Annotated in this window: 22 protein-coding genes; 4 read left to right on the forward strand and 18 right to left on the reverse strand. The window is 72.5% G+C overall.

Annotated features, from left to right (window positions below; translation table 11 throughout):
- The gene (locus LTT61_RS07385) at nucleotides 1-1,257 is read left to right on the forward strand and encodes a helix-turn-helix domain-containing protein (protein WP_233019184.1); all 1,257 of its coding nucleotides are present in this window, start codon (nucleotides 1-3) and stop codon (nucleotides 1,255-1,257) included.
- Here LTT61_RS07385 and LTT61_RS07390 read toward each other — a convergent pair.
- Both LTT61_RS07390 and LTT61_RS07395 read right to left on the reverse strand, forming a co-directional pair.
- Nucleotides 1,254-1,961 (reverse strand): 2'-5' RNA ligase family protein, encoded by a 708-nt coding sequence (locus LTT61_RS07390; protein WP_233019185.1) that lies wholly within the window; start codon nucleotides 1,959-1,961, stop codon nucleotides 1,254-1,256. The genes LTT61_RS07385 and LTT61_RS07390 overlap by 4 nt on opposite strands.
- Before the next feature lie 21 nt (nucleotides 1,962-1,982).
- A complete protein-coding gene (locus LTT61_RS07395) occupies nucleotides 1,983-3,677 on the reverse strand; it encodes an MFS transporter (RefSeq protein WP_233019186.1) in 1,695 nt (564 codons plus the stop codon).
- 78 nt (nucleotides 3,678-3,755) lie between these two features.
- Between LTT61_RS07395 and LTT61_RS07400 the strand changes: the two genes are divergently transcribed.
- Nucleotides 3,756-4,427: a TetR/AcrR family transcriptional regulator gene (locus LTT61_RS07400; RefSeq protein ID WP_233019187.1), complete on the forward strand. Its 672-nt coding sequence runs from the start codon at nucleotides 3,756-3,758 to the stop codon at nucleotides 4,425-4,427.
- A gap of 62 nt (nucleotides 4,428-4,489) precedes the next feature.
- Entirely contained in the window at nucleotides 4,490-5,554 is a 1,065-nt protein-coding gene (locus tag LTT61_RS07405) for a zinc-binding dehydrogenase (protein WP_233019188.1), read from the forward strand.
- A 99-nt stretch (nucleotides 5,555-5,653) separates the two neighbouring features.
- Here the strand turns inward: LTT61_RS07405 and LTT61_RS07410 are convergent, their stop codons facing one another.
- From LTT61_RS07410 to LTT61_RS07485, 16 genes are all read right to left on the reverse strand, one after another.
- Nucleotides 5,654-6,322 carry an O-methyltransferase gene (locus LTT61_RS07410; RefSeq protein ID WP_233019189.1) on the reverse strand — a complete coding sequence of 223 codons (669 nt, stop codon included), beginning with the start codon at nucleotides 6,320-6,322 and terminating at the stop codon, nucleotides 5,654-5,656.
- 23 nt (nucleotides 6,323-6,345) lie between these two features.
- Entirely contained in the window at nucleotides 6,346-8,067 is a 1,722-nt protein-coding gene (locus LTT61_RS07415) for an urease subunit alpha (protein ID WP_233019190.1), read from the reverse strand.
- Complete coding sequence (locus tag LTT61_RS07420; protein ID WP_233020904.1) at nucleotides 8,064-8,381, reverse strand: urease subunit beta; 318 nt, start codon at nucleotides 8,379-8,381, stop codon at nucleotides 8,064-8,066. Before LTT61_RS07420 ends, LTT61_RS07415 begins: the two co-directional genes overlap by 4 nt.
- A 5-nt stretch (nucleotides 8,382-8,386) precedes the next feature.
- Nucleotides 8,387-8,689, reverse strand: a complete 303-nt coding sequence (locus LTT61_RS07425) for an urease subunit gamma (RefSeq protein ID WP_233019191.1) — start codon at nucleotides 8,687-8,689, stop codon at nucleotides 8,387-8,389.
- 70 nt (nucleotides 8,690-8,759) lie between these two features.
- A complete protein-coding gene (locus LTT61_RS07430; RefSeq protein ID WP_233020905.1) occupies nucleotides 8,760-9,143 on the reverse strand; it encodes a PaaI family thioesterase in 384 nt (127 codons plus the stop codon).
- A 336-nt stretch (nucleotides 9,144-9,479) separates the two neighbouring features.
- A complete protein-coding gene (locus LTT61_RS07435) occupies nucleotides 9,480-10,517 on the reverse strand; it encodes an aldo/keto reductase (RefSeq protein ID WP_233019192.1) in 1,038 nt (345 codons plus the stop codon).
- A complete protein-coding gene (locus LTT61_RS07440; protein ID WP_233019193.1) occupies nucleotides 10,514-11,563 on the reverse strand; it encodes an aldo/keto reductase in 1,050 nt (349 codons plus the stop codon). Before LTT61_RS07440 ends, LTT61_RS07435 begins: the two co-directional genes overlap by 4 nt.
- A gap of 3 nt (nucleotides 11,564-11,566) precedes the next feature.
- Nucleotides 11,567-12,904: an NtaA/DmoA family FMN-dependent monooxygenase gene (locus tag LTT61_RS07445; RefSeq protein ID WP_233019194.1), complete on the reverse strand. Its 1,338-nt coding sequence runs from the start codon at nucleotides 12,902-12,904 to the stop codon at nucleotides 11,567-11,569.
- A 2-nt stretch (nucleotides 12,905-12,906) separates the two neighbouring features.
- Nucleotides 12,907-14,265, reverse strand: a complete 1,359-nt coding sequence (locus LTT61_RS07450) for an LLM class flavin-dependent oxidoreductase (RefSeq protein ID WP_233019195.1) — start codon at nucleotides 14,263-14,265, stop codon at nucleotides 12,907-12,909.
- Nucleotides 14,262-15,446 (reverse strand): acyl-CoA dehydrogenase family protein, encoded by a 1,185-nt coding sequence (locus tag LTT61_RS07455; RefSeq protein WP_233019196.1) that lies wholly within the window; start codon nucleotides 15,444-15,446, stop codon nucleotides 14,262-14,264. The genes LTT61_RS07450 and LTT61_RS07455 overlap by 4 nt, the downstream gene beginning before the upstream one ends.
- Before the next feature lies 1 nt (nucleotide 15,447).
- Nucleotides 15,448-16,764 (reverse strand): NtaA/DmoA family FMN-dependent monooxygenase, encoded by a 1,317-nt coding sequence (locus LTT61_RS07460; protein ID WP_233019197.1) that lies wholly within the window; start codon nucleotides 16,762-16,764, stop codon nucleotides 15,448-15,450.
- A gap of 175 nt (nucleotides 16,765-16,939) precedes the next feature.
- Entirely contained in the window at nucleotides 16,940-17,845 is a 906-nt protein-coding gene (locus tag LTT61_RS07465) for a LysR substrate-binding domain-containing protein (RefSeq protein WP_233019198.1), read from the reverse strand.
- 100 nt (nucleotides 17,846-17,945) lie between these two features.
- Nucleotides 17,946-19,709, reverse strand: coding sequence for a dipeptide ABC transporter ATP-binding protein (locus LTT61_RS07470; protein ID WP_233019199.1), 1,764 nt, complete (start codon nucleotides 19,707-19,709; stop codon nucleotides 17,946-17,948).
- Nucleotides 19,706-20,575, reverse strand: coding sequence for an ABC transporter permease (locus tag LTT61_RS07475; protein WP_233019200.1), 870 nt, complete (start codon nucleotides 20,573-20,575; stop codon nucleotides 19,706-19,708). Before LTT61_RS07475 ends, LTT61_RS07470 begins: the two co-directional genes overlap by 4 nt.
- Nucleotides 20,576-20,578: 3 nt before the next feature.
- Nucleotides 20,579-21,574 carry an ABC transporter permease gene (locus LTT61_RS07480; protein ID WP_233019201.1) on the reverse strand — a complete coding sequence of 332 codons (996 nt, stop codon included), beginning with the start codon at nucleotides 21,572-21,574 and terminating at the stop codon, nucleotides 20,579-20,581.
- The gene (locus tag LTT61_RS07485) at nucleotides 21,574-23,229 is read right to left on the reverse strand and encodes an ABC transporter substrate-binding protein (protein ID WP_233019202.1); all 1,656 of its coding nucleotides are present in this window, start codon (nucleotides 23,227-23,229) and stop codon (nucleotides 21,574-21,576) included. The genes LTT61_RS07480 and LTT61_RS07485 overlap by 1 nt, the downstream gene beginning before the upstream one ends.
- 148 nt (nucleotides 23,230-23,377) lie before the next feature.
- Here LTT61_RS07485 and LTT61_RS07490 point away from each other — a divergent pair, with 148 nt between their 5' ends.
- On the forward strand, nucleotides 23,378-24,202 hold the full coding sequence (locus LTT61_RS07490) for an NADPH-dependent oxidoreductase (protein WP_233019203.1): 825 nt from the start codon (nucleotides 23,378-23,380) through the stop codon (nucleotides 24,200-24,202).
- Nucleotides 24,203-24,232: the final 30 nt, after the last annotated feature.

The raw sequence follows: 24,232 nt of genomic DNA on the forward strand, positions 1-24,232 counted from the left end.
ATGATCGTTACCAAGTGGACCGGCATCGAGGTTCGCGCACTCCGCACCGCGGCGCTGCGCTTCACTCAGCTGGAGTTCGCCGAGACCCTCGGGTTCACCGTGGGAGCGGTACGCAAATGGGAGGGACGACGCGAAACCATAGAGCTGGCAGGTAGATTCGCGGCGGCGATGGACACTGTCCTGGGTCGCCTCACTGATTCCGAACGAACCCGATTCCGGGCAGCACTGTCCGGCTCGGTGAATTCCGTTTACGGCGTCGCGTCGGAACCGTTCGAGCCGTTGGCGGTCATCGCCGCGCGAACGCGTGATCTCGCGGAATTGGATACGGACTGCGAATTCCTCGAGCTCCTGTCGCTCACCCTCGGTGATGTCATCGAGCGATACGAATCGGTGGGGCCGCTGCGTTCGGCTCCGGTCGTCATGGAGGCGCGTCGGCAGATCGAGGTCATGCTCGGGCAGCGTCGTCATCCCGCTCAGCTCGAGCGCCTCTACGCTATCGCCGCCCGCCTATCCGGGGTCCTCGGATACATGGCAGTGAATCGGGGCCGGTTCGGGCACGCGCGCCTGTACTGCCGGGAAGCCTTCGCACTGGCCGGCCTGCATGAGGACACCGATCTGCAGGCTTGGGTAAAGGGTACCGAGAGTTTGTGCGCCTACTACCAGCGCGATTTCCCGGCCGCGGTTCGCGCGGCCTACGAAGGACTCGATCTGGCCGAGGGCGGAGCGCAGTCCATCCGTCTGTACTCCAACGGGCTCGCTCGGGCGCTCGGCAAAGTCGGCGACCGCGAAGGCGTCGCCGCCGCCATCGATGCGGCCACCGTAGTAGCAGCCCGATTCGATACCGGCTCAGCACTGACTCCCGCGCTGGACTTCGCGCCCTACGGGGAGGCGCGCCTCATGGCGAACGCAGCCACGGCGTTCCTGTCCGCCGGTGATCACGCCCGCGCCCTCGACTACGGTCGCCGAGTGGAGGAACGGGTAAACGGCTCCGATTCTGTGTGGAGTCGCTCGCTGGTGCGCATCGACATGGCCGCGGCGCTGGCCTCCGGAAAGCAACGCGATGTCGATCGGGCGGTGGCCCTCGGCATCGAAGCGCTCGCAGCATCCCACGATCGCCCGATCCGCTCCGTGTGGCAGCGGGCCCATGAACTCGGCGAAATTATCGGATCGATTCGCGCGCGTGCTTCCGGCGACTATCTCGACACCTTGCGCGAGTGGGACACCACAGCACGAGAGTTCGCCGCATCACCGAGCTAGAAGCCGAGGGCCACGATTGCCCGATCTGTCCACCGGTAGCGTTTGCCATCTCTACGTAGCTGCACCAATCTCACCTCGGTTACCTCCGCGGAGACCGGCGGGAAGTGGCGGAGCGCCGCCACATCCTCGATGAGGCGGGTCGCCGATTGTGGGGTGTTGATGTATCCGATGCCGATGTGCGGCCGAAATTGCGAGGTCTGCGTGATTCCGGCGGAGGAGCACACGGCAGCGGTCGCTTCGCGGAGAGCGCTGTGCAGTGCGAGCAGATCGTCCCACGGGGCGACCGAGAAACGCAGTGCGCTGCGCGATCCGGTGAGTGGGCCGATCTCGAGGTGGAACGGTCGTATCCCGCGGAGGCGGCCGCGTGCCACGGCGGTGATGGCCGAGAGTTGCGCGCTCGAGAGGAAGTCGGACTTGCCGATGCCGAGCAGAGTCAGATGTAGCCCGTCGAGGGGTACGGGGTCGATGCCGTCGCGGTCGAGTTCCTTCTGGCACCGGGTGGCGAGGGCGACCAAAGTGGGATCGGCGAAGGTCAGGTACCAGTAGAAACCGGTCTGCCCCGGTGCCCACGGCTTCAGTGTCCAGTGGTCGGCTACCTGCTCGAGCTGGCGGAAGGCGGCCCAGTCGTTGTCCCGAATGGCTTCGGCGTCCGACGTCGAATGCGGTCGCAGCGGGGGAAATGGACGCTTCGGCGTGGCGGTCATCGGTCGCAATACTACGGCCGACTACACCCTGCCGGAGACGACCTCCGACGCAGTCGCTCGCTTGCGCGGGCCGAAGAACCAGGTGGCTGCCGCCATGAGCACCAGGAGCAGGGCGCCGACGGTGGTGGCGGTGTGCATGCCGGTGACGAAGGACTCCTGGACCGTGGCTACCCGGCCCGCGTCCGACCCCGCCTCGCGCAGCTCGTCACCGAGCGTGCCGGACGTCCCGCTGGAGGCACGGAACACCGCGGTGGCGAGGGAGCCGAGCAGGGCCAGGCCCAGGGCGTTGCCGAGTTCGAAGCTGGTTTCCGAGGTGGCCGCGGCGGAGCCGGCGCGCTCGGGCGGGACCGAGGAGACCGAGACATCCGAGACCAACGTGAAGGCAATGCCGTAGCCGACGCCGGCCAGGGCGGAGCCGGCGACGTACCACCAGACGCCCCCGTCGACCCCGACGCCGAGCAGCATCAGGTTGCCGACCGCCGAGGCGAGCAGGGCCACAACGAAGGCGAGCCGGGTGCCGAGGGCGCGGCCGATGCCGGAGCCGCCGATGGAGAAGACGAAGACGGCGACGGCCATGGGGATGCCGAGCCAGGCGGCGGCGAGCGGGTCGCGGCCGGTGATGGACTGCAGGTAGACGCTGGCGAGGTAGCTCAGGGCGGCGAGCGACATCATGCCGGTGAGGCTGGCGCCGATGGCGAGCGAGAAGGTCCGGTTGGCGAAGAGCCGCAGGTCGAGCAGGGGGTCGTCGAGGAGGCGCTGCCTGCGGACGAACAGGACCAGCAGGAGCACGCCGAGCGCGAAGGCGATCAGGGCCTCGGCGTCGACGCCCTCGGCTGCGGCGTGCTTCACGCCGTACACCGCGGGCAGGATGCCGCCGATGGCGAGCGAGAAGGTCCGGTTGGCGAAGAGCCGCAGGTCGAGCAGGGGGTCGTCGAGGAGGCGCTGCCTGCGGACGAACAGGACCAGCAGGAGCACGCCGAGCGCGAAGGCGATCAGGGCCTCGGCGTCGACGCCCTCGGCTGCGGCGTGCTTCACGCCGTACACCGCGGGCAGGATGCCGCCGATGGAGAGCGCGACGCTGCGCAGGTCGAGCCGGCCGCGCTCGGGGGCGCGGTGCTCGGGGAGCAGGAACGGGCCTGCCACCAGGAGTACCAGGAGCACGGGGGTGTTGACCAGGAAGACCGAACCCCACCAGAAGTGGTGCAGCAGGAAGCCGCCGACCACGGGGCCGACCGCCGAGCCGCCCGCGAAGAACGCCGTCCACACGCCGATGGCGACGCCGCGCTGCCGCGCCTCGGGGAAGATCACCGAGATCAGCGCCAGACTCGAGGGCAGCAGCGTCGCGCCGCCGATCCCCATCAGGGCGCGGGCCGCGATGAGCATCTCCGGGCCGGTGGCGAAGGCGGCGAGGATCGAGCCGATACCGAAGACGGCGGAGCCGGCGAGCAGGATGTTGCGCCTACCGATGCGGTCGCCCAGGTTGCCCATGGTGATGAGCAACCCGGCCAGCAGGAAGCCGTAGATGTCCAGGATCCACAGCTGCTGGGCGGCGGACGGCGCCAGGTCGGCGGAGAGCGTCGGCATGGCGAGGAACAGGACCGAGATGTCCATGGACACCAGCAGCACCGGCAGCAGCAGCACCGACATGCCGAGCCAGGCGCGGCGCGGGCCGGGACCGGCCGCAGTCGCCGTCACCGCATCGTCCACGGACGTCATCGTCGGTCGCCTCCTCGTGCTCGTCGTCTGCCGGTGCAACAGCGCGTACACCGTACGCATTCCGGGTACAGTGTACGCATGGCCGAAACCAAACTGTCCAGGGCCTCGATCGTGGATACCGCGATCACCGTCGCCGACACCGAGGGGCTGGACGGGCTCTCCATGCGGCGGATCGCCGATCGGCTCGGCGTCGGGGCGATGTCGCTGTACCGGCACGTGGCGAACAAGGACGAGCTGCTCGCCGCGATGACCGACGAGGTGTCGCGGCGCAACCCCTACCCCGCGCCCCCGGCGGGCGAGCGGTGGAGCTGGCGGGAGCGGGTGCACATCGCCGCCGACGTGGATCGCGCGCTCTACCAGCGGCATCCGTGGGTGTTGCTGGCGTTCGCCATGCCGCGGTACAGCTTCGGGCCGTACAGCCTGCGATGTCTGGCCTGGCTGGTGGAGGGGTTCGGTGAGCTCGGGGTGGATACCGCGGAGGCAACCAGGATGGCGTTCTCGGTGTGGAACTACATCTCCGGTTGCACGCTGCCGCTGGTCAGCGAGGTGCTGGTGCGCCGGAGCGGCGAGCGCGACGGCGCGGGCAACCCGCTGCACGCGCTGCTCACCGGGCAGCCCGCGGCGGACATCCCGGACCCGCTCGGCGGGCTCGCCGGGTGCGGGCTCGACGCCCTCGACAACGACCTGGTGCTGCGCAGCGGGCTGGACGCGCTCTGCGACGGTTTCGCCGCGCTGCACGCGCGGGCTTGACCTCGACCTCGCTCGAGGTTGCAGGGTGGAGCGGAATCCGTTCGACGACAGGAGCTCCGCCCGTGCGCGCCATCCGACTGCACGCCTTCGGCCCCGCCGAGAATCTGCGCCTCGACCGGGTCCCGGATCCGGAGCCCGGCCCCGGGCAGGTGCGGATCGCGGTCGCCGCGGCCGGGGTGCACCTGCTCGACACCGTGCTGCGGCAGGGGAAACCGGGGCCGATGCCCGCGCCGGAGCTGCCGACGATCCCCGGCCGCGAGGTGGCGGGGACCGTCGACGCGCTCGGCGCTGGGGTCGACCCGGACTGGCTGGGCGCCCCCGTCGTGGCGCACCTCGGCATGGCGCCCGGCGGGTACGCCGAACTGGCGGTGGTCGCGGCGGATCGGCTCCATCGGCTACCGGGGTTCCGGGCGAAGCCACCGCGCGACGCCGATCCCGTGACAGAGCTATCGCACGGCGGCGAAGTCGCGACAGAGCAGCGGCCCGAAAGCGCCGATCCGGCCGAGGCGGTCGCGCTGATCGGCACGGGCCGGACCGCCGTCGGCATTTTGCAGTTCGCCACGCTCGCCCCGGGCACGGTCGTCCTGGTGACCTCGGCGGCGGGCGGGCTCGGCGTGCTGCTGGTGCAGGCGGCGAAGGCGGCGGGCGCCGAGGTGGTCGGGGTCGCGGGCGGTGCCGCGAAGGTGGAGCTGGTGCGCTCGCTCGGCGCCGACCACGCGGTGGACTACCTGGACGACCGGTGGGCCGATGTGGTTCGGGCCCGGCTCGGAAAGCCGGTGGACGTGCTGTTCGACGCGGTGGGCGGCCCGGTCGCCCGCGCCGCGCTGGAACTCCTCGGCCCAGGCGGAGCCCACGTGGTCTACGGCTGGTCCGCCGAACCCGATGCGGCCGGCCCGCCGGTCCTGCTCCCGCCCGGCGGCGACCGCACCTCGACCGTGGTGCTCGGCCCCGCCATGCTCGCCCCGGTCGGCGGCGACATCCGAGTCCTGGAAACCCGCGCCATCGACGCCTGGCGCGAAGGCCGCTGGAAGCCGCTCGTCCACCGCTTCCCGCTGGCCGACGCGGCACAGGCGCACCGGGCGCTGGAAACCCGCGGCACCACCGGCAAGGTCGTCCTGATCCCCTGAGCAGCCGACGGCCGGACGGGCTCGGGCGGAAGGCCACGGATACCGCACGCCCTCGTGCGCGCGCCGGCCGCGGCGCTTCCGCTCGCGCGCGGCCTGCGCTCAGCCCCCGTTCACCACGGCGTAGGCGAACCCGTCCCACCCCTTCGCCCCCACCGTCTGCACGATGGTCGCGTCCAGCGACGGCTCCGCGGCGAGCAGCTCGACCAGCTCCCGCCCCGCCTGCACGGCGGGATCATCGGAGTGCTCGTCGGCGAGCCCCCCGTTGCGCACCACATTGTCGACCACGATCGCCGACCCCGGCCGCGTCAACCGCAGCGCCCAGAGCACATAGTTCGAGTTGTTCACCTTGTCCGCGTCGATGAACACGAAGTCGAACGGCTCGGAATCCTCGTCGGCCAGCCCGGGCAGGTTGTCCAGCGCGGCGCCGACCCGGATGTCGACCCGGTCGGCGACCCCGGCCCGCTCCAGGTTCTCCCGCGCCACCGCGGCATGCTTCGGCTCGAACTCGAAAGTGACCACCCGCCCCGATGGCCCGACCGCCCGGGCCAGCCACAGCGTGCTGTACCCGCCGAGCGTGCCGATCTCCAGCACCCGCCGCGCCCCCGCGGTGCGCGCGAGCAGGTGCAGGAACTTGGCCTGCGGCGGCGACACATCGATGGCGGGCAGCCCGGCGGCGGCGTTGGCGTCGAGCGCTGCCGCCCCCGCCCGGTCCCCCACCAGGCTGTCCACGATGTAGCGGTCCACCTCGGCCCATTGCGACGACGTCATGGGGGTCAGTCTGCCACCGCGGCTCAGAACAGGAAGTAGCGCTGTGCCATCGGCAGTTCGGTGGCCGGTTCCTCGGCCCAGACCTCGCCGTCGATGCGCACGGTGAAGGTGTCCGGCTCGACCTCGATGTGCGGCATGGCGTCGTTGAGCGGCATGTCGGCCTTGCCGCGGCGGCGCACGTCGGCGGTGGGGACGAGCCTGCGCCGCACGTCGATCTTCCCCGCGAGCCCGGCGGTGATGGCGTGCTCGCTGACGAAGTGCAGCGAGGTGGCGGCGGCGACCGGCGGTGCCGCGCCGAACATGGGGCGCGGCAGCACCGGCTGCGGGGTCGGGATGGAGGCGTTGGCGTCACCCATGGCGGCCCAGGCGATCGCGCCGCCCTTGAGCACGGCGTGCGGCCGCACGCCGAAGAAGGCGGGCTCCCAGAGCACCAGGTCGGCCAGCTTGCCCACCTCGACCGAGCCGACCTCGTGGTCGAGGCCGTGCGCGACGGCCGGGCAGATCGTGTACTTGGCGATGTAGCGGCGCACCCGCAAGTTGTCGGCGGCGCCGTCGCCGGGCAGCGCGCCGCGGCGGCGCTTCATGACGTGCGCGGTCTGCCAGGTGCGCATGACCACCTCGCCGATCCGCCCCATGGCCTGCGAGTCGCTGCCGATCATGGAGATGGCGCCGAGGTCGTGCAGCAGGTCCTCGGCGGCGATGGTGGACGGCCGGATCCGGCTCTCCGCGAAGGCCAGGTCCTCCGGGATGGACGGGCTCAGGTGGTGGCACACCATGAGCATGTCCAGGTGTTCGTCCAGGGTGTTGACGGTGTGCGGGCGGGTGGGGTTGGTGGAGCTTGGCAGCACGTTCGGGTGCGAGGCGACGGTGATGATGTCCGGCGCGTGCCCGCCGCCCGCGCCCTCGGTGTGGTAGGCGTGGATGCCGCGCCCGGCGATGGCGGCCAGCGTGTCCTCGACGAACCCGGCCTCGTTCAGGGTGTCCGAGTGCAGCGCGACCTGCGCCCCCGAGGCGTCGGCGACGCGCAGGCAGGCGTCGATGGCGGCCGGGGTGGAGCCCCAGTCCTCGTGCAGCTTGAAGCCGGCCGCCCCGGCGCGCAGCTGCTCCCACATGGCCTCGGCGCTCACCGTGTTGCCCTTGCCGAGCAGCACGACGTTCACCGGCCAGGAGTCGGTGGCCTCCAGCATCCGGGCCAGGTGCCAGGCGCCCGGGGTGACGGTGGTGGCCTTGCTGCCCTCGGCCGGGCCGGTGCCGCCGCCGATCAGCGTGGTGATGCCGCCGCCGAGCGCCTCCGGCAGCAGCTGCGGACAGATGAAGTGGACGTGGCAGTCGATGGCGCCCGCGGTGAGGATGCGGCCGTTGCCCGCGATGATCTCGGTGCTCGGCCCGACCACCAGGTCCGGGTGCACGCCGCTCATGGTGTCCGGGTTGCCCGCCTTGCCGAGCGCGACGATCCGGCCGTCCGTGATCCCGACGTCGGCCTTGACGATGCCCCAGTGGTCCACCACGACGACACCGGTGATCACGGTGTCCGGCGCGCCGTCGGCGCGGGTGGCGCGCGACTGCCCCATGGACTCGCGCAGCACCTTGCCGCCGCCGAAGACCGCCTCGTCGCCGGCCCGGCCGGGGCCGCCGCTCAGGTCGTCGGTGATCTCGATGAGCAGGTCGGTGTCGGCGAGCCGGATGCGGTCGCCGGTGGTGGGGCCGAAGAGCTGCGCGTAGCGCTCGCGGCTGAGTTCGCTCATCGGGGGCCGTCCAGGGGTCCGGGGGGATTCAGGCCGATGCCGTACACCTCGCGGGTGCCGCCGAGCGGAACCAGCGAGACCCGCTGCGGCAGCCCGGGTTCGAAGCGGACGGCGGTGCCGGCCGGGATGTCGAGGCGGTGCCCGTGCGCGGCTGCGCGGTCGAACTCCAGCGCGGCGTTGGCCTGCGGGAAGTGCACGTGGCTGCCGACCTGGACCGGGCGGTCGCCCGCGTTCAGCACGGAGAGCTCGATGCGCGGGGCGCCTGCGTTCAGCTCGATGCTGCCGTCGGCGCAGAAGTACTCGCCGGGGATCACGCCGCTCATCCGATCGGCCGGTGCACGGTGACCAGCTTGGTGCCGTCCGGGAAGGTGGCCTCCACCTGGACGTCGTGGATCATCTCCGGCACGCCGTCCATGACGTCGGCGCGGCCGAGCACGGTGCGGCCCGAGGACATCAGCTCGGCGACGGTGCGGCCGTCGCGGGCGCCCTCCAGCACGTGGTCGGAGATCAGCGCGATCGCCTCCGGGTGGTTGAGCCGGAGCCCGCGGGCCTGCCTGCGGCGGGCCAGCTCGGCCGCGTAGCTCAGCAGCAGCCGCTCCTGCTCGTGCGGCGACAGACGCATCGGGGCTCCTGACCGGTCGGGTGCGTGAACGGTCATTCTGGCACGGCCGAACCCCGGCCGCCCGGCAAGCTCAGCCGGCCAGGTTCTGCAGCCTGACCTGCCCGCGCGCGACCACCCGGTCCTGCTCGTCGGTGATCACCACCACCCACAGCTGCTGCGAGCGGCCGCGGTGAATCGGCGTCGCCTCGCCGCGCAGCAGCCCCTCGCGCACCGCGCGCAGGAAGTCGGTGTTGTTGTTCACCCCGACGACGGTGCCGCGCTCCCCGAACCAGACCCCGCCCGCGACGCTGGCGAGCGTCTCCACCACGGTGCAGTAGACGCCGCCGTTCTGGATCCCGGCCGGCTGGTGCAGGTTCGGGGTGACGCTCCACTCGGCGCGCACCCGGTCCGGCGTGATCTCGGTGTAGCGCAAGCCGATGAAGTCGGTGAAGTACCCCCTGTCGGCCTCGTTCATCGCCTCCGGGGTCAGGTCGGCCAGGGAGAAGCCGGTGTCAGATGCGCTCATGGGTCCACCTTTACACCACCGCCGGACCGCGCCGAACGAAGGTCTTGCAGACTTAGGTAAGCCTGCCCTATAGTCATAACCGGCGCTCGGATCGAGTGCAGAAGGATCCGGTGAGTCCCGAGGGCTGCGGTGACCCCGATCCGGTGCGGCGGGCTTCGTTTCGACGAAGCCCGCCGCCCCCTTCTTCTCAGAAGTGGCCGGCCACCGGCAGCGGCTCCCCGTTCACCCGCAGATTCCCCAGCGCCCGCGCCTTGTACGCGGCCGGGTTGTGCGAGAAGAGCGTGCTCACGCGGCGCTCCGGCGCAGCGCGGGGTCGGCGAGCGCGGGGGCGATGATGCCGGTGTCGCGCTCGTGGAAAATGGTTCCCGGCGCGACGATCTCGTCGATCCGGTCCAGGATGTCGTCGCTCAGCACCGTGTCCGCGGCGGCCAGGTAGCCGTCCAGGTGCTCGCCGGTGCGCGGGCCGATGATTGTGGCGCTGATGTCCGGGTGCGCCAGCACGAAGCCGACCGCCAGCTGCACCAGCGTCAGCCCGGCCTCCTCGGCCAGCGCCGCGAGCGCGTCCGCGGCGGCGAGCTTGGCGGCATTGGCCGGGTTGTCCACGTCGAAGCGGCCGGGGATGAGGTCGGCGCGGTGCGAGTCCGGCTGCGCCGCGCCGACCCGGTACTTCCCGGAGAGCCAGCCCGCGGCGAGCGGGCCGTAGGAGAGCACGCCGAGCCCGTACTTCCCGGCGATCGGCAGCGTCTCCCGCTCGATCCCGCGCACCAGCAGCGAGTACGGAACCTGTTCCGAGGCCGGGCGGTTCAGCTTGCGCCGGTCCGCGATCCACTGCGCCTCGAGCAGCTCGCCCGGCGAGTACACCGAGGTGCCGTAGTAGCGGATCTTGCCCGCGCGCACCAGGTCGTCCAGGGCGCCGACGGTCTCCTCGAGATCGGTCACCCGTTCCGGGCGGTGCACCTGGTAGAGGTCGATGTGGTCGGTGTGCAACCGGCGCAGGCTCTCCTCGACCGCGCGGGCGATCCAGCGCCGGGAGTTGCCGCGGTGCGTGGGGTCCTCGTCGACGGCGTTGTGGAACTTGGTGGCCAGCACGATGTCGTCGCGGCGGCCCCGCAGCGCCTTGCCGACGATGACCTCGGACTCGCCGCGCGAGTAGGTGTCGGCGGTGTCCACGATGTTGATCCCGGCGTCCAGCGCGCGGTGGATGATCGCGATGGAGTCCTCGTGGCTGTTGTTGCCGCGCGGGCCGAAGTTCATGGTGCCCAGTGCGTACGGGCTGACCTCGACGCCGGTGCGGCCGAGGGTGCGGAGGTCGTTCAGGCTCATCGGCGGGCTCCCATGGTGCTGCGGGTGCCGCGACGGGTCACCGCATCGGTGAGCGAGGGCGGCAGGTAGCCCTCGTCGGCGGGGCTGAGGGTGGTGCCGGGGGCGACGATGGCGTCGATCCGGTCGAGCAGCTCAACGTCGAGCCGGACGTCGACAGCGCCGAGCTGGCCGAGCAGGTGCTCCTCGGTGCGCGGGCCGATGATCACGCTGCTCACCGCCGGGTGCTGCAGCACGAAGGCGAGCGCCAGGTGCACCAGGGTGAGCCCGGCGTCGTCGGCGAGCTTGGCCAGCTCCTCGGCGGCGGCGCGCTTGCGCTGGTTGGCGACGAGCTCCGGGTCGTGCCGGTGCGGCTGGCGGTGCAGCCGGGTCGAATCCGGCGCGGTCTCACCCGCTCGATAGCGCCCGGAGAGCCAGCCGCCTGCCAGCGGGCTCCAGGTGAGCACGCCGAGGCCGTACTTCTGCGCGATCGGCAACGTGCCCTTCTCCGCGCCCCGGGCCAGGATGGAGTACGGCGGCTGCTCGCTCACCGGGGCGTGCAGGTTGCGGTCCTGCGCCACCCACTGCGCCTCGACCAGCTGGTGCGGCTCGAAGGTCGTCGTCCCGGAGTAGCGGATCTTGCCCGCGCGCACCAGGTCGTCGAGGGCGCGCAGCGTCTCCTCCAGCGGCACCGCCGGGTCGGGGCGGTGCACCTGGTAGAGGTCGAGGTGGTCGGTCCGCAACCGGCGCAGGCTGTCCTCCACGGCACGGATGATCCAGCGCCTGGAGTTGCCCCTGGTGTTCGGGTCGGTGCCGATCTGGCCGTGGAACTTGCTGGCCAGCACCACCTCGTCCCGGCGGCCGAGCAGCGCCTTTCCGACGATCTCCTCGTTCTCGCCCTGCGAGTAGACGTCGGCGGTGTCGACGACGTTGATGCCGGAATCGAGTGCCCTGTGCACGATCCGGATCGCCTCGTCGTGGTCCTTGTTCGCCCAGGCGCCGAAGTTCATGGCGCCGAGTGTGAGCGGGCTGACCAGCACTCCGGTGCGGCCGAGGTAGCGGTGGGTCATGGATCACCTTCCGATCGGGGAAACGGTCCGGTACGAGTTCGCGGGCACCGGCAGGCCGAGGTGCTCGCGGAGCGTGGCGCCCTCGTAGCCGCGCCGGAAGAGGCCGCGGCGGCGCAGCTCGGGCACCACCTCGTCGACGAAGTCGGCCAGCGAGGCGGGGAGGACGGCGGGGATGACGGTGAAGCCGTCGATGCCGCCGTTGCGGAACCACAGCTCGATGTGGTCGGCGACGGTCTTCGGGGTGCCGATCACCACGCGGTGCCCGCCGAGGACGTGGGTGAGCAGTTCGCGCACGGTGTATCCGGTCTCGGCGGCGTAGCGGGTGAGCGCGGTGAAGAAGCCCTCCGGGCCGACCCTGGTCGCGGGCAGCACGGTGTAGCGCTCGGGGAGCGGGGCGTCCAGCTCGAGCTCGGCATCCGGGTAGCCGAGCCACTGGGCCAGCGTGCGCACCGGCGTGCTGTCCGGGTGCAGCCGGTTCTGCAGCGCGTCGAAGCGGCCGCGCGCCTCGGCCTCGGTGGAGCCGACGACCGGGACCAGCCCGGGCAGGATCCGGAGCGCCTCCGGGGTACGGCCGTGCGCGGCGGCCGCGGCGCGCAGCTCGGCGCTGAACTCGCGCACACCGGAGAGGCTCAGCTGGCTGGTGTAGATCACCTCGGCGTGCGCGGCGGCGAAGGCGCGGCCCTGCGGGGAGGCGCCCGCCTGCACCAGCACCGGGCGGCCCTGGGGTGAGCGGACGACGTTCAGCGGGCCCGCCACGGAGTAGAACTCGCCGACGTGGTTCAGCGCGTGCACCTTCGCCGGGTCGGCGAAGACGCCGGATTCCTGGTCGCCGACGACCGCGTCCTCCTCCCAGCTGTCCCACAGCCCGGTGACGACGCCGAGGTACTCCGCCGCGCGGCGGTACCGCTCGTCGCGGTCCGGCAGTTCGCGGAGCCCGAAGTTGGCGGCGGCGCGCGGCTCGAAGGTGGTGACGGCGTTCCAGCCCGCCCGGCCGTGGCTCGCGTGGTCCAGCGAGAGGATGCGGCGGGCCAGGTTGTACGGGCGATTCAGGGTGGTGCTCGCGGTGGGGACCAGGCCGATGCGCTCGGTGCTCACCGCGAGCGCGGCGGTGACCAGCACGGGGTCCAGGGTGGCGGCCGGGCCGCGGGCGATGCCGGGCTGCTGCACCGGGATGTCCGGGAGCAGCAGGCCGTCGAGCGCGCCGCGCTCGGCGACCTCCGCGACCCGCCGGTAGTGCGCGAGGTCGATGAAGGCGTCCGGGGCGAGCGCCGGGTCCAGCCAGGCGGCCGGGTGGTAGCCGGCGCTGCCGACGTTCACGAAGAACGAGAGGGTGCGTGCCATGGTCAGGCCGCTCCTTCCGCGGCGGCCGCCGCGATCGCGCCGGGCCGCACGTACTCGGGTTTCGGCAGGCCGAGGTGGTCGCGGAGGGTGGTGCCGGTGTACTCGCGGCGGAAGACTCCGCGCCGGCGCAGGATCGGGACGACCCCGTCCACGAAGTCGTCGAAACCGCCGGGCAGCACGTCCGGCATGAGGTTGAACCCGTCGGCGATCCCGCGATCCACCCAGTCCACGATGGCGTCCGCCACCTGCTCCGGCGTGCCGGTGACGATCCGGTGCCCGGCCCCGCCCCCGAGCCGGTGCAGCAGCTGCCGCACGGTCAGGCTCTCCCGCCGCGCCAACCCGAGCGCGATCCGGTAGAAGGTCTGCGACCCCCCGGCCTCGTCCGGGTCCGCGAGCAGGTGCCAGGGCAGCGGTGCCTCCGGGACCAGCGCCTCGCGGTCGACCCCGAGCTGCTCGGCGAGCCGGTTCAGCGCGTACTCCGGCGGCACCAGCTCGGCGAGCAGCTGCCTGCGCCGCTCCGCCTCCGCCTCGGTGGAGCCGATCACGGTGGAGAGCCCGGGCAGGATCAGCACGTGCTCGGGCCGCCTGCCGTACGCGGCGGCCCGCGCCTTGACGTCGCGGTAGTACTCCCCCGCCTCGTCCGCGGTCTGCGCGGCGGTGAAGATCACCTCGCCGATCCGCGCGGCCAGCGCGCGGCCGTCGCTGGAGGCGCCCGCCTGCACGACCACCGGCTCGCCCTGCGGGCTGCGCGGGACGTTCAGCGGCCCGGCCACGTCGAGGAACTCCCCGGTGTGCTGCACCGGGTGGATCCGAGCCGGGTCGGCGAAGCGATGCGCGGCCTTGTCGCCGATCAGCGCGTCCGGCTCCCAGCTGTTCCAGAGCGCCCGCACCACCTCCACGAACTCCGCCGCGCGCCGATACCGCTCGGCGTGCGCGGGCTCGGCGTCCAGCCCGAAGTTGCGCGCCGGGCCCGCCCCCGCGGTGGTCACCACGTTCCAGCCGCCGCGCCCGCCGCTGAGCAGGTCGAGCGTGGCGAAGCGCCGCGCGACGTCGTACGGGTCGTTGTAGCTGGAGGAGAGCGTGGCGATCAGCCCGACCCGCTCGGTCGCGGCCGCCACAGCGGCCAGGATCACCGACGGCTCCAGCCCGTTGAACGGCCGGTAGCGCAGGTCGTCCCTGATCCCGGGGCCGTCGGCGAGGAAGATCGCGTCGAAGGTGGCCTCCTCGGCGCGCTTCGCGATCCGCAGGTAGTGCTCCAGCCCGAGGCTCGCCGCCGGCTCGGCGCCGGGGAACCGCCAGGAGCCGCCGAAGACGCCCGCGTTCAGGATGTTGACGTTGAGGTGGACCTCGCGGTGGCTCACGACAGCTCCTCCGGCCTGCCGAGCGCGATGGCGTCGCGGCCGAGCTGGGCGAGCACCGCATCGCTCTGCGGGGTGTGGATGCGCCCGACCATGGCGTCCCGGTGGTGCCGCTCCAGCGGGTTCCGCCGGTCGAGGCCGGGGTTGCCGGTCAGGTCGAGCGCCGACTCGGTGACCCGGATGGCGGTCGCGGTGGCGACGTGCTTGGCCAGCCCGAACAGCGGCGACCGCTCCCCCGCGACCAGCGCCGCCACGCCCTGCCGGAGCAGCGCCCGGCTGGTCTGGATGGCGGCCTCGATCTCGCCGACCCGGTCGTGGAAGCGCGGGACGGTGGCCAGCGGGGCGCCGAGCGCGGTCGGCACCCTGGTGTGCAGGTAGCGCACCAGCCAGTCCCTGGTGGCGATGGCGACGCCGTTGTAGTTCGCGGCGAGCAGCAGCGGCAGCGCCTGCCTGCCCGGCCGCGGCAGCGGCCTGCCCTTCGGGTCGCGCAGGTCGACTAAGCGAGCGTGCGGCACGACGGTGCCGGAGAACAGCACCGACTGGGTGTCGGAGGCGCGCAGCCCGAGGTGGTTCCAGGTCGGCAGCACCTCCCAGTCCCGCGCCGAGCGGTCCAGCAGGAAGGTGGCGATCTTCGGCTCCGGCTCGGCGGTGCTGGCGGTGACGGTGAACCAGCTCAGCCCGGAGATGCCGGTGGCGTACGCCTTCTCGCCGTCGATCCGCCAGTCGCCGGAGGCCAGCCGGGTCGCGGTGGTGGCGGGCAGCCCGCCGCGGGAGAGGCTGCCCAGCTCGCGCTCCACGTTGACGCCGTTGATCAGGGTGCCGTCGGTGGCGGCGCTGCGCAGCACCTGCTCGGCGAGCGCGCGCGGCCACGGGTTGTCCGGGTGCCGCAGCGCCAGGTGGTTGACGTAGTTCCACTGCAGGATCAGCCCGACCGACGGGTCGGCGGCGCCGATCCGCTCGATCACCTCGACCGCCTCGGCGATCCCCTTCCCCAGCCCGCCCAGCTCCACCGGGACGGTCAACGCCAGCACGCCGGTGGGGCGGAGCAGCTCGAAGGCGGCGGCCGGGAAGCGGCCGGCGGCGTCGTGCCCGGGGGCCAGCTCGGCGATCCGGGCCAGCGCGGCGGCGAAGGCGGCCTCGTCCAGGCCGTGCGGGGTCGCGACATCGATGATCGCGGTGCTCATCTCACACTCCGGCGGTTGTCGTCTCGGGCGCGGGCAACCCGAGGTTGCCGCGCAGGGTCTCGTGCGCGTACTCGCCGCGGTAGACGCCGATCCGCACCAGCTCCGGCACCACGTGCTCGACGAAGGCGGGGAAATCGGCGCCGACGTCGCCGGGCATGACGGTGAAGCCGTCGGTGGCGCCGGACTCGAACCACTCCGCGATCCCGGCCGCCACCTGCTCCGGCGTGCCGACCACCAGCCGGTGCCCGGCCCCACCGGCGAAGCGGTGCACCAGCTCCAGCGCGGTGTGCGGCCGCTGCCGCAGCAGCGCCAGCGTGCCCGCGCCGAACCCGGCCGAGCGCGCCGCCGCCTCGCCGACGGTCTCCGGGGTGAGCACGGTCTCCGGCTCCAGCGAGCCCGCGGGCAGCCCGAGCTGGGCGGCGAGCTGCTCCAGCGCGGGCCGCACCGGAATGGTCTGCCGCAGCTCGGCTTCGCGCTCCTTCGCCTCGGCCTCGGTGCCGCCGATCACCACCACCAGCCCGGTGGAGACCCGGATCGACTCCGGGTCGCGCCCGGCGTCGGCGGCGTGGCCGCGGAGTTCGGTGCGCAGCGCGCGGGCCAGCTCGGGGATCTGCGCGGCGGCGAAGACCAGGTCGGCGGTGCGCCCGGCGAGCCGCTTGCCGCCGGGCGAGGCGCCCGCCTGCACCACCAGCGGCCTGCCCTGCGGCGAGCGCGGCAGCGGCAGCGCGCCCGCCACCGCGAAGAATTCGCCGCGGTGCGCGGGCGGGTGGATGCGCTCGGGGGCGGCGAAGCTGCCCGCGGGGTCGCCGAGCAGGGCGTCCGGCTCCCAGCCGTCCCACAGTGCCGTCACCACCTCGACGAACTCCGCCGCCCGCCGGTAGCGCAGCTCCTTGTCCGGGTGCTCGTCGAAGCCGAAGTTGGCGGCCGCGGCGGCCTGCTGCGTCGTCACCACGTTCCAGCCCGCCCGGCCGCCGGTCAGGTGGTCGAGGCTGAGGTAGCGCCTGGCCAGCGACCAGGGCTGCTCGAAGGTGGTGGAGGCGGTGGCGATCACGCCGATGTGCGTGGTGCTCGCTGCGGCGTCGGCCAGCATGACCACCGGGTCGAGGCCGAGCCCGGGCGCGTTGGCGATATCGGGGGCGATCGCCGGGCTGTCGCCGACGAAGACGGCGTGCAGCGCGGCGGACTCGGCGAGCTGGATGAGCCGGCGGAAGTGCTCGGCGTCCACGAAGGCGCGCGGGTCGTTGCCCGGCAGCCGCCAGGCGCCGCGGAAGTGGCCTGGCGTCAGCAGCGAGATGTTCACGTGCAGTGATCGAGTCATGGGCTTCCGTCTGGTCGGCGGGTACGGAGACGAGTGCCGCCAGTATCGGAAGTCATCCGTTCCACGAACAAGGCAGCGGCTCTACGACAATCGTTCAGTTTTTCTCGACCGAGTTGCGAATGGGCACAACGGAATTCCCGTTCTGCCCGGGGCAGGCGGGTCGGGCGGCGAGGGGTCAGGAGGCGAGCCGGCTCGGCATCGCCACCGTGCGCAGGGTGCGGATGGCGGCGGCCACCGCGGGCCGCTCGGCCGAGGCCTGCCGGTAGGTGACCCCGATCCGGCGGGTGCTCTCCACGATCGGGCAGGCGACCAGCGAGCGATGCTCGGGAGACACCGACATCTCCGGCACGATCGCCACCCCGAGGCCGTGCGCCACCATCTCCGCCATGGCGGTGAAGCTGCCGCTGCGATGCTGGATCCGGGGCGCGAAACCGGCCTCCCGGCAGGCGAACATCACCGACGCGATCGAGGGCGCGCCGTCCCGCGCGGCGATCCAGTCCGCGTCCCGCACCGCGCCGAGACCGTGCTTGCGGGCCTGTTCGCGCAGGCCGGTGGGGGCGAGCAGGACCAGCGGGTCGCTGTAGAGGAACTCCGAGGTGAGCCCGAGCGGCAGGTCCTTGGTCCCGAACGAGTAGGCGTAGGTGATGGCCAGATCGACCTCCTGGCGCCGCACCGCGGGCACCGACTCGACCGGCATGAGATCCACCACCCGGACCTTGAGCCCCGGGTACTCGGCCATCAGCCGGGCCGCCGCGGGCAGCGCGAGCCGGGTCTGCGCGGTGCGGAAGGTGGCCAGGGTGAGCACCCCGGTCACCTTCTCCGCGGTGGCGGCCACCGCCGACTCGGCCTCCTCCAGCGCCGCGATGATCCGCGACGTGTGGTCGACCAGCACCCGGCCCGCGTAGGTCAGCCGGAGCACCCGGCCCTCGCGGCGGGTGAGCACGGTTCCCACCTCGTCCTCCAGGATCCGGAGCTGCTGCGAGACCGCGGAGGTGGTGATCCCGTGCAGCTCCGAAACCGCCGTCATAGTGGCGCGCTCGGAGAGGTCGCGCAGCAGGATCAGCCGCCGGATGTCGTACATGGAACCCTCGTTTCGCTGGCGTCGGAATTCAGTCTCCGGTCCGGCGACGGTTCAGAAAATCCTTACGATCAGGGCGATTCTGTGCAGCCCGGCTCCAGGGTCAGACCGCGATCGGCACCGCCCGCTCCCCGGGCACCGCCGCCAGCAGGGTGCGGGTGTACTCCTGCTCGGGGCGCTCGAAGACCCCGGCCACGGCGCCGGACTCCACCACCCGGCCCGCGCGCAGCACCGAGACGTCGTCGGCGATCAGCCGGACCACGCCGAGGTCGTGCGTGATGAACAGGTACGTGAGCCCCTGCGCCGCCTGCAGCTCGACCAGCAGCCGCAGGATCTGCGCCTGCACCGAGACGTCGAGCGCGGAGACCGCCTCGTCCAGGACCAGCAGCCGCGGCCCGGCCGCCAGCGCGCGGGCCAGCGCGACCCGCTGCCGCTGGCCGCCGGAGAGCTCGGCCGGGCGGCGCCGCAGGTGCTCGGGCGCCAGTGCGACGGCGTCGAGCAGCTCGGCGGCGCGCTCGCGGCGGCGGCGCCGGTCGGACTCGATGCCGAACGCCTGCAGCGGCTCCGACACGATGCGCTCGACGGTGTAGCCGGGGTCGAGCGAGCCGAACGGATTCTGGTGCACGAACTGGATCTCCCGGCGCAGCTCGCGCGGGCGGCGCCGGGCGAGCCCGGCCCGGCCGGTGATCGGCACCGGGGCGCCGTCGAAGCGCAGTTCGCCGGAGTCGGCGGTGCCGTGGCCGACCACGATCCTGGCCACGGTGGACTTGCCCGCGCCGGACTCGCCCACCAGGGCGTGCGTCGATCCGGCCCGCACGCTCAGCGCCACCTCGTCCACCGCCCGGAGCGCGCCGAACGCTTTCGCCAGGTTTCGGGCCTCCAGCAGCGCGCGGGAGTCCCGCTCCGCCGCAGTGACCTTCGTGAGCGGCGGCGCGGTGTGACCGCCGTCCGCTGTCCGGCGGCCCGGCCGCACGATGACGGCCGGCTCGGCCCCGGTGCGCCCGGCCCCGGCAGGCTCGAGCCGGTCGGTCCGGCCCGGCCCCTGCGGCTCCAACCGCCCGCGGTGCGCCGCGGGGGCGGCGGCGATGAGGGCGCGGGTGTACTCCTCGCGCGGCGCGGCGAGGATCTCGCGCACCGGCCCCTCCTCGACCACCCGCCCGCGCTGCATGACGATGAGCCGGTCCGAGCGCTCCGCGGCGACGCCGAGATCGTGCGTCACCAGCAGCACGCCCAACCCGAGCTCGCCGCGCAGCGCCGAGAGGTGGTCCAGGATCCGCTTCTGCACCGTGACGTCGAGCGCCGAGGTCGGCTCGTCGGCGACGAGCAGCTTCGGGTCGTTGGCCAGCGCGATCGCGATCAGCACCCGCTGCTTCATCCCGCCGGAGAGTTCGTGCTGGTAGCGCGGGTAGATCTGCTCCGGCTCGCGCAGCCCGGCCAGCTCCAGCTTGGCCAGCGCGATCCGCCGTGCCTCGGCGGCGCTCACCTTCCGGTGCAGCCGGATCGCCTCGGCCACCTGCACCCCGACCCGCTTGACCGGGTTCAGCGAGGTCCCCGGATCCTGCGGCACGAACCCGGCGAACGGCCCGCGCAGCGTGCTCAGCCTGCGATCACCCCAGCCGGAGATCTCCGCTCCGCCGAGTTCGAGTGCCCGCGCCCGCACGGTGGCGGTGCCGGGGAGCAGCCGCAGCGCGGCGTGCACGGTCGTGCTCTTGCCCGACCCGGATTCACCGACCACGGAGACGAATTCGCCCGGCCGCACGGTGAGCGAGACCCCGCTCACCGCGCGCACCGGCGCACCGCGACCGGGGGTCGCGTACTCCACCGCCAGGTCCGCGACGCGCAGCAGGGGCTGATCATGGACTGTCACTTCTGCTCTCCCAACGAACGGCCGATCCGGTTGGTGGACAACACGACCACCGCGATGAGCACCCCGGGCAGGATCGAGATCCACGGGTAGGTGGCGAGGTAGTCGCGGCCCTCGGCCACCGCGAGCCCCCACTCCGGCTGCGGTGGCGGGGCGCCGTAGCCGAGGAAACCGAGCGCCGCGACGGCGAGCACCGCCGACCCGCACTCCAGCGCGGCCAGCGCCAGCACCGGGGAGAGCGAGTTCGGCAGCACGTGCCGGAACACCACCCGGCCGAACCCGGCGCCGGAGCCGTAGGCGGCCTCCACGAAGTCGGTGTCGGTCACCTTGAGCACCGCCGAGCGCATCACCCTGGCGAACGCGGCCACCGCCGAGATGCCGACGGCCATCGCGATATTGACGGTGCCGTAGCCGAGCGCGGTGACCACGGTCATGGCGAGCAGCAGCCCGGGGATGGCGAGCAGGATGTCGACGAAGCGCATGACGATCGCGTCCACCCGGCCCCCGACGAAGCCGCTGAACAGCCCGACCAGCGCACCGAGCACGAAGCCGATGGCGACCGCGAGCAGCGTCGCGCTCACCGTGGTCCCGGTGCCGTGGATGGCGCGGGCCAGCAGGTCGCGGCCGAGCCGGTCGGTGCCGAACGGGTGCGCGAGGCTCGGCCCGAGGAAGCTGGCGTCGGAGTCGCCCTCGTTCGGGTCGTGCGCGGTGAACCAGGAGGGCGCGACGGCCCAGGCCAGCACCACCAGCACGATCAGCCAGGCCAGCGCGAGGCCGGGCGCGGCCACCGCGGCGCGCGCCGCCCGGCGCACCGCGCCCGGGATCCGCGGCGGCGCGAAGGCCGGGGCGGGAAGGTCGGATACCGCCATCGTTCAGTCCTCCCTGTCGGCCGCGGTCGCGGCCTTCTCCGCCGGGGCGGCGCCGACCGCGAAGCGGGCCCGCAGCCGCGGGTCCAGCACCGGGTAGATCAGGTCGACCGCCAGGTTCACCAGCACGAAGACCAGCGCGGCGAAGACCACCACCGCCTGCACCAGCGGGACGTCCTGGGTGCGCACCGCGGTCTCGGTGAGCCGGCCGAGCCCGGAGCGGGAGAACACGGTCTCCACGATCACGGTGCCCGCCAGCAGGTTCCCGAAGGTCACCCCGGCGATGGTGAGCGCGGGCAGGCCGGCATTGATCAGCACGTCCCTGGTGAGCACCCGCCAGCGGGTGCTTCCCTTGGCCACCGCCACCGTCACGTACCCGGCGCGCAGCCCCTCCTCCAGGTTGTTCACCAGCAGCTGCGCGATCGGCGCCGCGACCGGGACGGCCAGCGTCACCGCGGGCAGGATCAGGGTGTCCAGCCCGCCGTTGCCGATCGGCGGGAACCAGCCCAGCTGGAACGAGAAGACCTGCAGCAGCGCCAGCCCGACCAGGAACACCGGCACCGAGACACCGGCCGCGGGCAGCGTGGTGATGAAGTTCGCCAGCCGCCTGCTCCGGGTCGATGCCGCGGTGAGCGCGATCGCGAAGGCGAGCAGCACCGCCAGCAGCAGCGCGAGCCCGGAGAGCACCGCGGTCTGCGGCAGCACCGAGAGCAGCAGCGGCCAGACCGGCTCGCCGCTGCGGGTGGAGACCCCGAAGTCGCCCTGCGCGGCGTCGAGCAGCCTGGTCAGGTACTGGCCGGCGAGGTGCCCGTCGAGGCCGTAGTACTCGCGCGCGTTCGCCTTGTCCGCCGCGGAGATCATCTCGCTCTCGTTCGGGTCGAAGAGCAGGTCGACCGCGTCGTAGGGCAGGACGTAGAGCAGCACGAAGGTCACCGTGTAGGCGCCCCACACCACGAACACCGCCTGCGCGACCTTCGCCGCCAGGTACCTGAGCACGGCCACTACCCCTGCTCGATCCAGGTGTCGTAGAAGACGTTGCGCGACTGCGCCTCGTATCCCACGCTGTGCACCTCCGGGGCCGCCGCTGTCACCTGGGCCGGGTTGTACACCGGGACGGTGAGCACCTGCTCCTCCAGCAGGAAGCGCTGCGCCGCCTCGGCGGCTCTGTCCCGCGCGTCCCGGTCCAGGGTGCCGCTGAGCGCGCTCAGCACCTCGATCGCCTTCGCGTGCGCGGGGTTGTCCGGGCCGAGCTTGGCGGCGTTGTTGTACTGCGGCGAGTAGGTCTGCTCCAGCACCGCGATGTCGCCGCGGCTGGTGTTGAAGGCCTGCACGTTCCACTTCTGCTGCTGGGTCGCGGCGGCGGTGTAGTCCGGGATCGGCAGCACGTTCAGCCGCAGGTCGATGCCGATCTTGCGCAGGTCCTGCTGGATCAGCTCGTAGGCGGGCTTGTTGTTCACCAGGTTGTTGATGCCGAGGAGCTGCAGCTCCAGCCGCTTGCCGTCCTTGACCCGGATGCCGTCGTCGCCCTTGCGCCAGCCGGCGTCGTCCAGGATCTGCTCGGCCCGCGTGCGGTCCTGCTTCAGCTGCGCGGAGAAGTCGGTGTAACCGGGCACCCGCTCGGAGACGACCGAGCTGGAGAGCGCGTAGCTCGGGGTGAGCACCGTCTTGGCCAGCGCGTCCCGGTTCCAGCCGAGCTTGATCGCCTGCCGGACGGCGAGCTCGTTGGTCGGGAAGAGGTCGGTCTTGAGGTCGAGCGCGATGTCGCGGCCGGGGATGAGCTGCGGCACGATCCGGTAGCCCTCGTTCGCCAGCGGTGCCTCGTCGGTGTTGTTCACGTCGAGGATGGCGTCCACCTGGCCGGCGCGCAGCGCGCCGGTGCGCACCCCCGCCTCCGGGATGACGGCGATCTCGACGGTGTCCAGGTACGCCTCGCCGTTGTGCTTGCGGCTCGCGGGCGCCCAGTTGTACCCGGGGCGCTTCTTCAGCACGGTGCGCTGCTGGTAGATGTGCTCGGAGACGGTGAACGGGCCGGTGGTGACGATGTTCTGCGCCAGCGCCCGCTGCTCCCTCGGCAGTTGCAGCGTCGAGTGGCCGACGATGCCGGAGAAGTAGTGCGAGAGCGCCTGGAGGAAGCCCGCGCTCGGCCGGTCGAAGATCACCTTGGCGGTGTACGGGTCGACGACCTCGGTGTTGACGTAGCCCACCCAGTACGCCGTCACCGGGACGACGCCGAGCTCCCTGTTGCCGCGCCCGAGCAGGTCGAAGTTCTCCTTCACCGAGGTGGCGTCGAACTTGCTGCCGTCGTTGAAGGTGACGTCGTCGCGCAGCCTGAAGGTGAACTGCTTCAGGGTGGGATCGATCTCCCAGGAGCGGGCGAGCCACGGCTCGATCTCGCCGGTCTCCGGGTTCTGGTAGGTCAGCTTGTCCGCGGTGTTGCTGGTGATCAGCGACTCCGGGTAGGAGCTGCCGGAGTGCGGGTCCAGGTTGGCCGGTGCGTCGAGCACCGCGAAGCGCAAGGTGCCGCCCGGCACCGGGGTGCCGCCGTCGTCGCCGGCGGCGACCCTGGTGCCCGAGGCCGCGCAGCCGCTGAGCGCGGCGGCGACGAGCGCGACGGCGGCGAGCAGCGTGCCCGCTCGCCGGAATCTGTGGGATGACATGGATGCGATGGTGCACAGCGGAAATCCGGCAAACAACCAAGCTGTTCTTCCGGATTCTTTCAGTTCCGCTGCACGATCCGTACCGGGCGTTCTGCTCAGGCTGCGGCCAATCGCTGACCGGGCGCGTTCCGGGCGCGACGATGTCGGGATGACCCAGATCGCGTCCCCGGATCAGGTGGTGGCCGAGCGCTACCGCGACCCAGCGGCCGGTGCGCCGCCGGAGTGGAACCCGGTGCTCCAGGTGCTGCACGAGCACCGCTCGGTGCGCCGCTACCTGCCCGACCCGGTGCCGGAGGACGTGCTCCGCCTGCTGGTCTCGGCCGCGCAGTCCGCGCCGACCTCCTCCAACCTGCAGGTGTGGAGCGTGGTCGCGGTGCGCGACCCGGAGCGCAAGGCGCGGCTGGCCCGGCTCGCCGGGGACCAGGAGCAGATCCGGCAGGCGCCGCTGCTGCTGGTCTGGACCGCCGACCTGGCGCGCTTGCGCGGGCTCGCCGCCGCCCGCGAGGTCCCGCTCGACGGCGCGGACTACCTGGAGTCCAGCTACGTCGCGTTCCTCGACGCCGCGCTGGCCGCACAGAACGCGCTGGTCGCCGCGGAATCGCTGGGGCTGGGAACGGTGTACATCGGGGCCATCCGGAACCACCCGGAGGAAGTGGCCGCCGAACTCGCGCTGCCCCCGGGCGTCTTCGCGGTGGTCGGGCTCGTGGTCGGCACCCCCGACCCGGGCGAGGGGGCCAGGGTCAAGCCGCGGCTGCCGCAGGCCGCGGTGCTGCACAGCGAGACCTACGAGCCGGCCGGGCAGAACGAGCGGATCGCCGAGTACGAGGGCCGGATCGCCGAGTTCTACGCCGAGCAGAACCTGGCGCACTCCTGGGTCGAGCGCGTCCTCACCCGGCTCGGTTCGGTCGCCGCGCTCAAGGGCCGGGACCGGCTGCGCGACCAGCTCGCGGCGCAGGGGTTTCCGCTGTACTGAGCGGCGCGTCCGCCCGCGCGGGCCGCGCAC

Source organism: Nocardia asteroides, from assembly GCF_021183625.1.
GTDB classification, from domain to species: Bacteria; Actinomycetota; Actinomycetes; order Mycobacteriales; family Mycobacteriaceae; genus Nocardia; species Nocardia asteroides_A.

What these genes read in the sequence shown, in the direction of transcription:
- LTT61_RS07400 (WP_233019187.1), top strand. Translation starts at nt 3,756, where the DNA reads ATGGCCGAAACCAAACTGTCCAGGGCCTCGATCGTGGATACCGCGATC.
- LTT61_RS07445 (WP_233019194.1), bottom strand. Translation starts at nt 12,904, where the DNA reads ATGGCACGCACCCTCTCGTTCTTCGTGAACGTCGGCAGCGCCGGCTAC.
- LTT61_RS07390 (WP_233019185.1), bottom strand. Translation starts at nt 1,961, where the DNA reads ATGACCGCCACGCCGAAGCGTCCATTTCCCCCGCTGCGACCGCATTCG.
- LTT61_RS07465 (WP_233019198.1), bottom strand. Translation starts at nt 17,845, where the DNA reads ATGTACGACATCCGGCGGCTGATCCTGCTGCGCGACCTCTCCGAGCGC.
- LTT61_RS07490 (WP_233019203.1), top strand. Translation starts at nt 23,378, where the DNA reads ATGACCCAGATCGCGTCCCCGGATCAGGTGGTGGCCGAGCGCTACCGC.
- LTT61_RS07485 (WP_233019202.1), bottom strand. Translation starts at nt 23,229, where the DNA reads ATGTCATCCCACAGATTCCGGCGAGCGGGCACGCTGCTCGCCGCCGTC.
- LTT61_RS07385 (WP_233019184.1), top strand. Translation starts at nt 1, where the DNA reads ATGATCGTTACCAAGTGGACCGGCATCGAGGTTCGCGCACTCCGCACC.
- LTT61_RS07475 (WP_233019200.1), bottom strand. Translation starts at nt 20,575, where the DNA reads ATGGCGGTATCCGACCTTCCCGCCCCGGCCTTCGCGCCGCCGCGGATC.
- LTT61_RS07425 (WP_233019191.1), bottom strand. Translation starts at nt 8,689, where the DNA reads ATGCGTCTGTCGCCGCACGAGCAGGAGCGGCTGCTGCTGAGCTACGCG.
- LTT61_RS07455 (WP_233019196.1), bottom strand. Translation starts at nt 15,446, where the DNA reads ATGAGCACCGCGATCATCGATGTCGCGACCCCGCACGGCCTGGACGAG.
- LTT61_RS07430 (WP_233020905.1), bottom strand. Translation starts at nt 9,143, where the DNA reads ATGAACGAGGCCGACAGGGGGTACTTCACCGACTTCATCGGCTTGCGC.
- LTT61_RS07460 (WP_233019197.1), bottom strand. Translation starts at nt 16,764, where the DNA reads ATGACTCGATCACTGCACGTGAACATCTCGCTGCTGACGCCAGGCCAC.
- LTT61_RS07435 (WP_233019192.1), bottom strand. Translation starts at nt 10,517, where the DNA reads ATGAGCCTGAACGACCTCCGCACCCTCGGCCGCACCGGCGTCGAGGTC.
- LTT61_RS07440 (WP_233019193.1), bottom strand. Translation starts at nt 11,563, where the DNA reads ATGACCCACCGCTACCTCGGCCGCACCGGAGTGCTGGTCAGCCCGCTC.
- LTT61_RS07410 (WP_233019189.1), bottom strand. Translation starts at nt 6,322, where the DNA reads ATGACGTCGTCGCAATGGGCCGAGGTGGACCGCTACATCGTGGACAGC.
- LTT61_RS07395 (WP_233019186.1), bottom strand. Translation starts at nt 3,677, where the DNA reads ATGACGTCCGTGGACGATGCGGTGACGGCGACTGCGGCCGGTCCCGGC.
- LTT61_RS07415 (WP_233019190.1), bottom strand. Translation starts at nt 8,067, where the DNA reads ATGAGCGAACTCAGCCGCGAGCGCTACGCGCAGCTCTTCGGCCCCACC.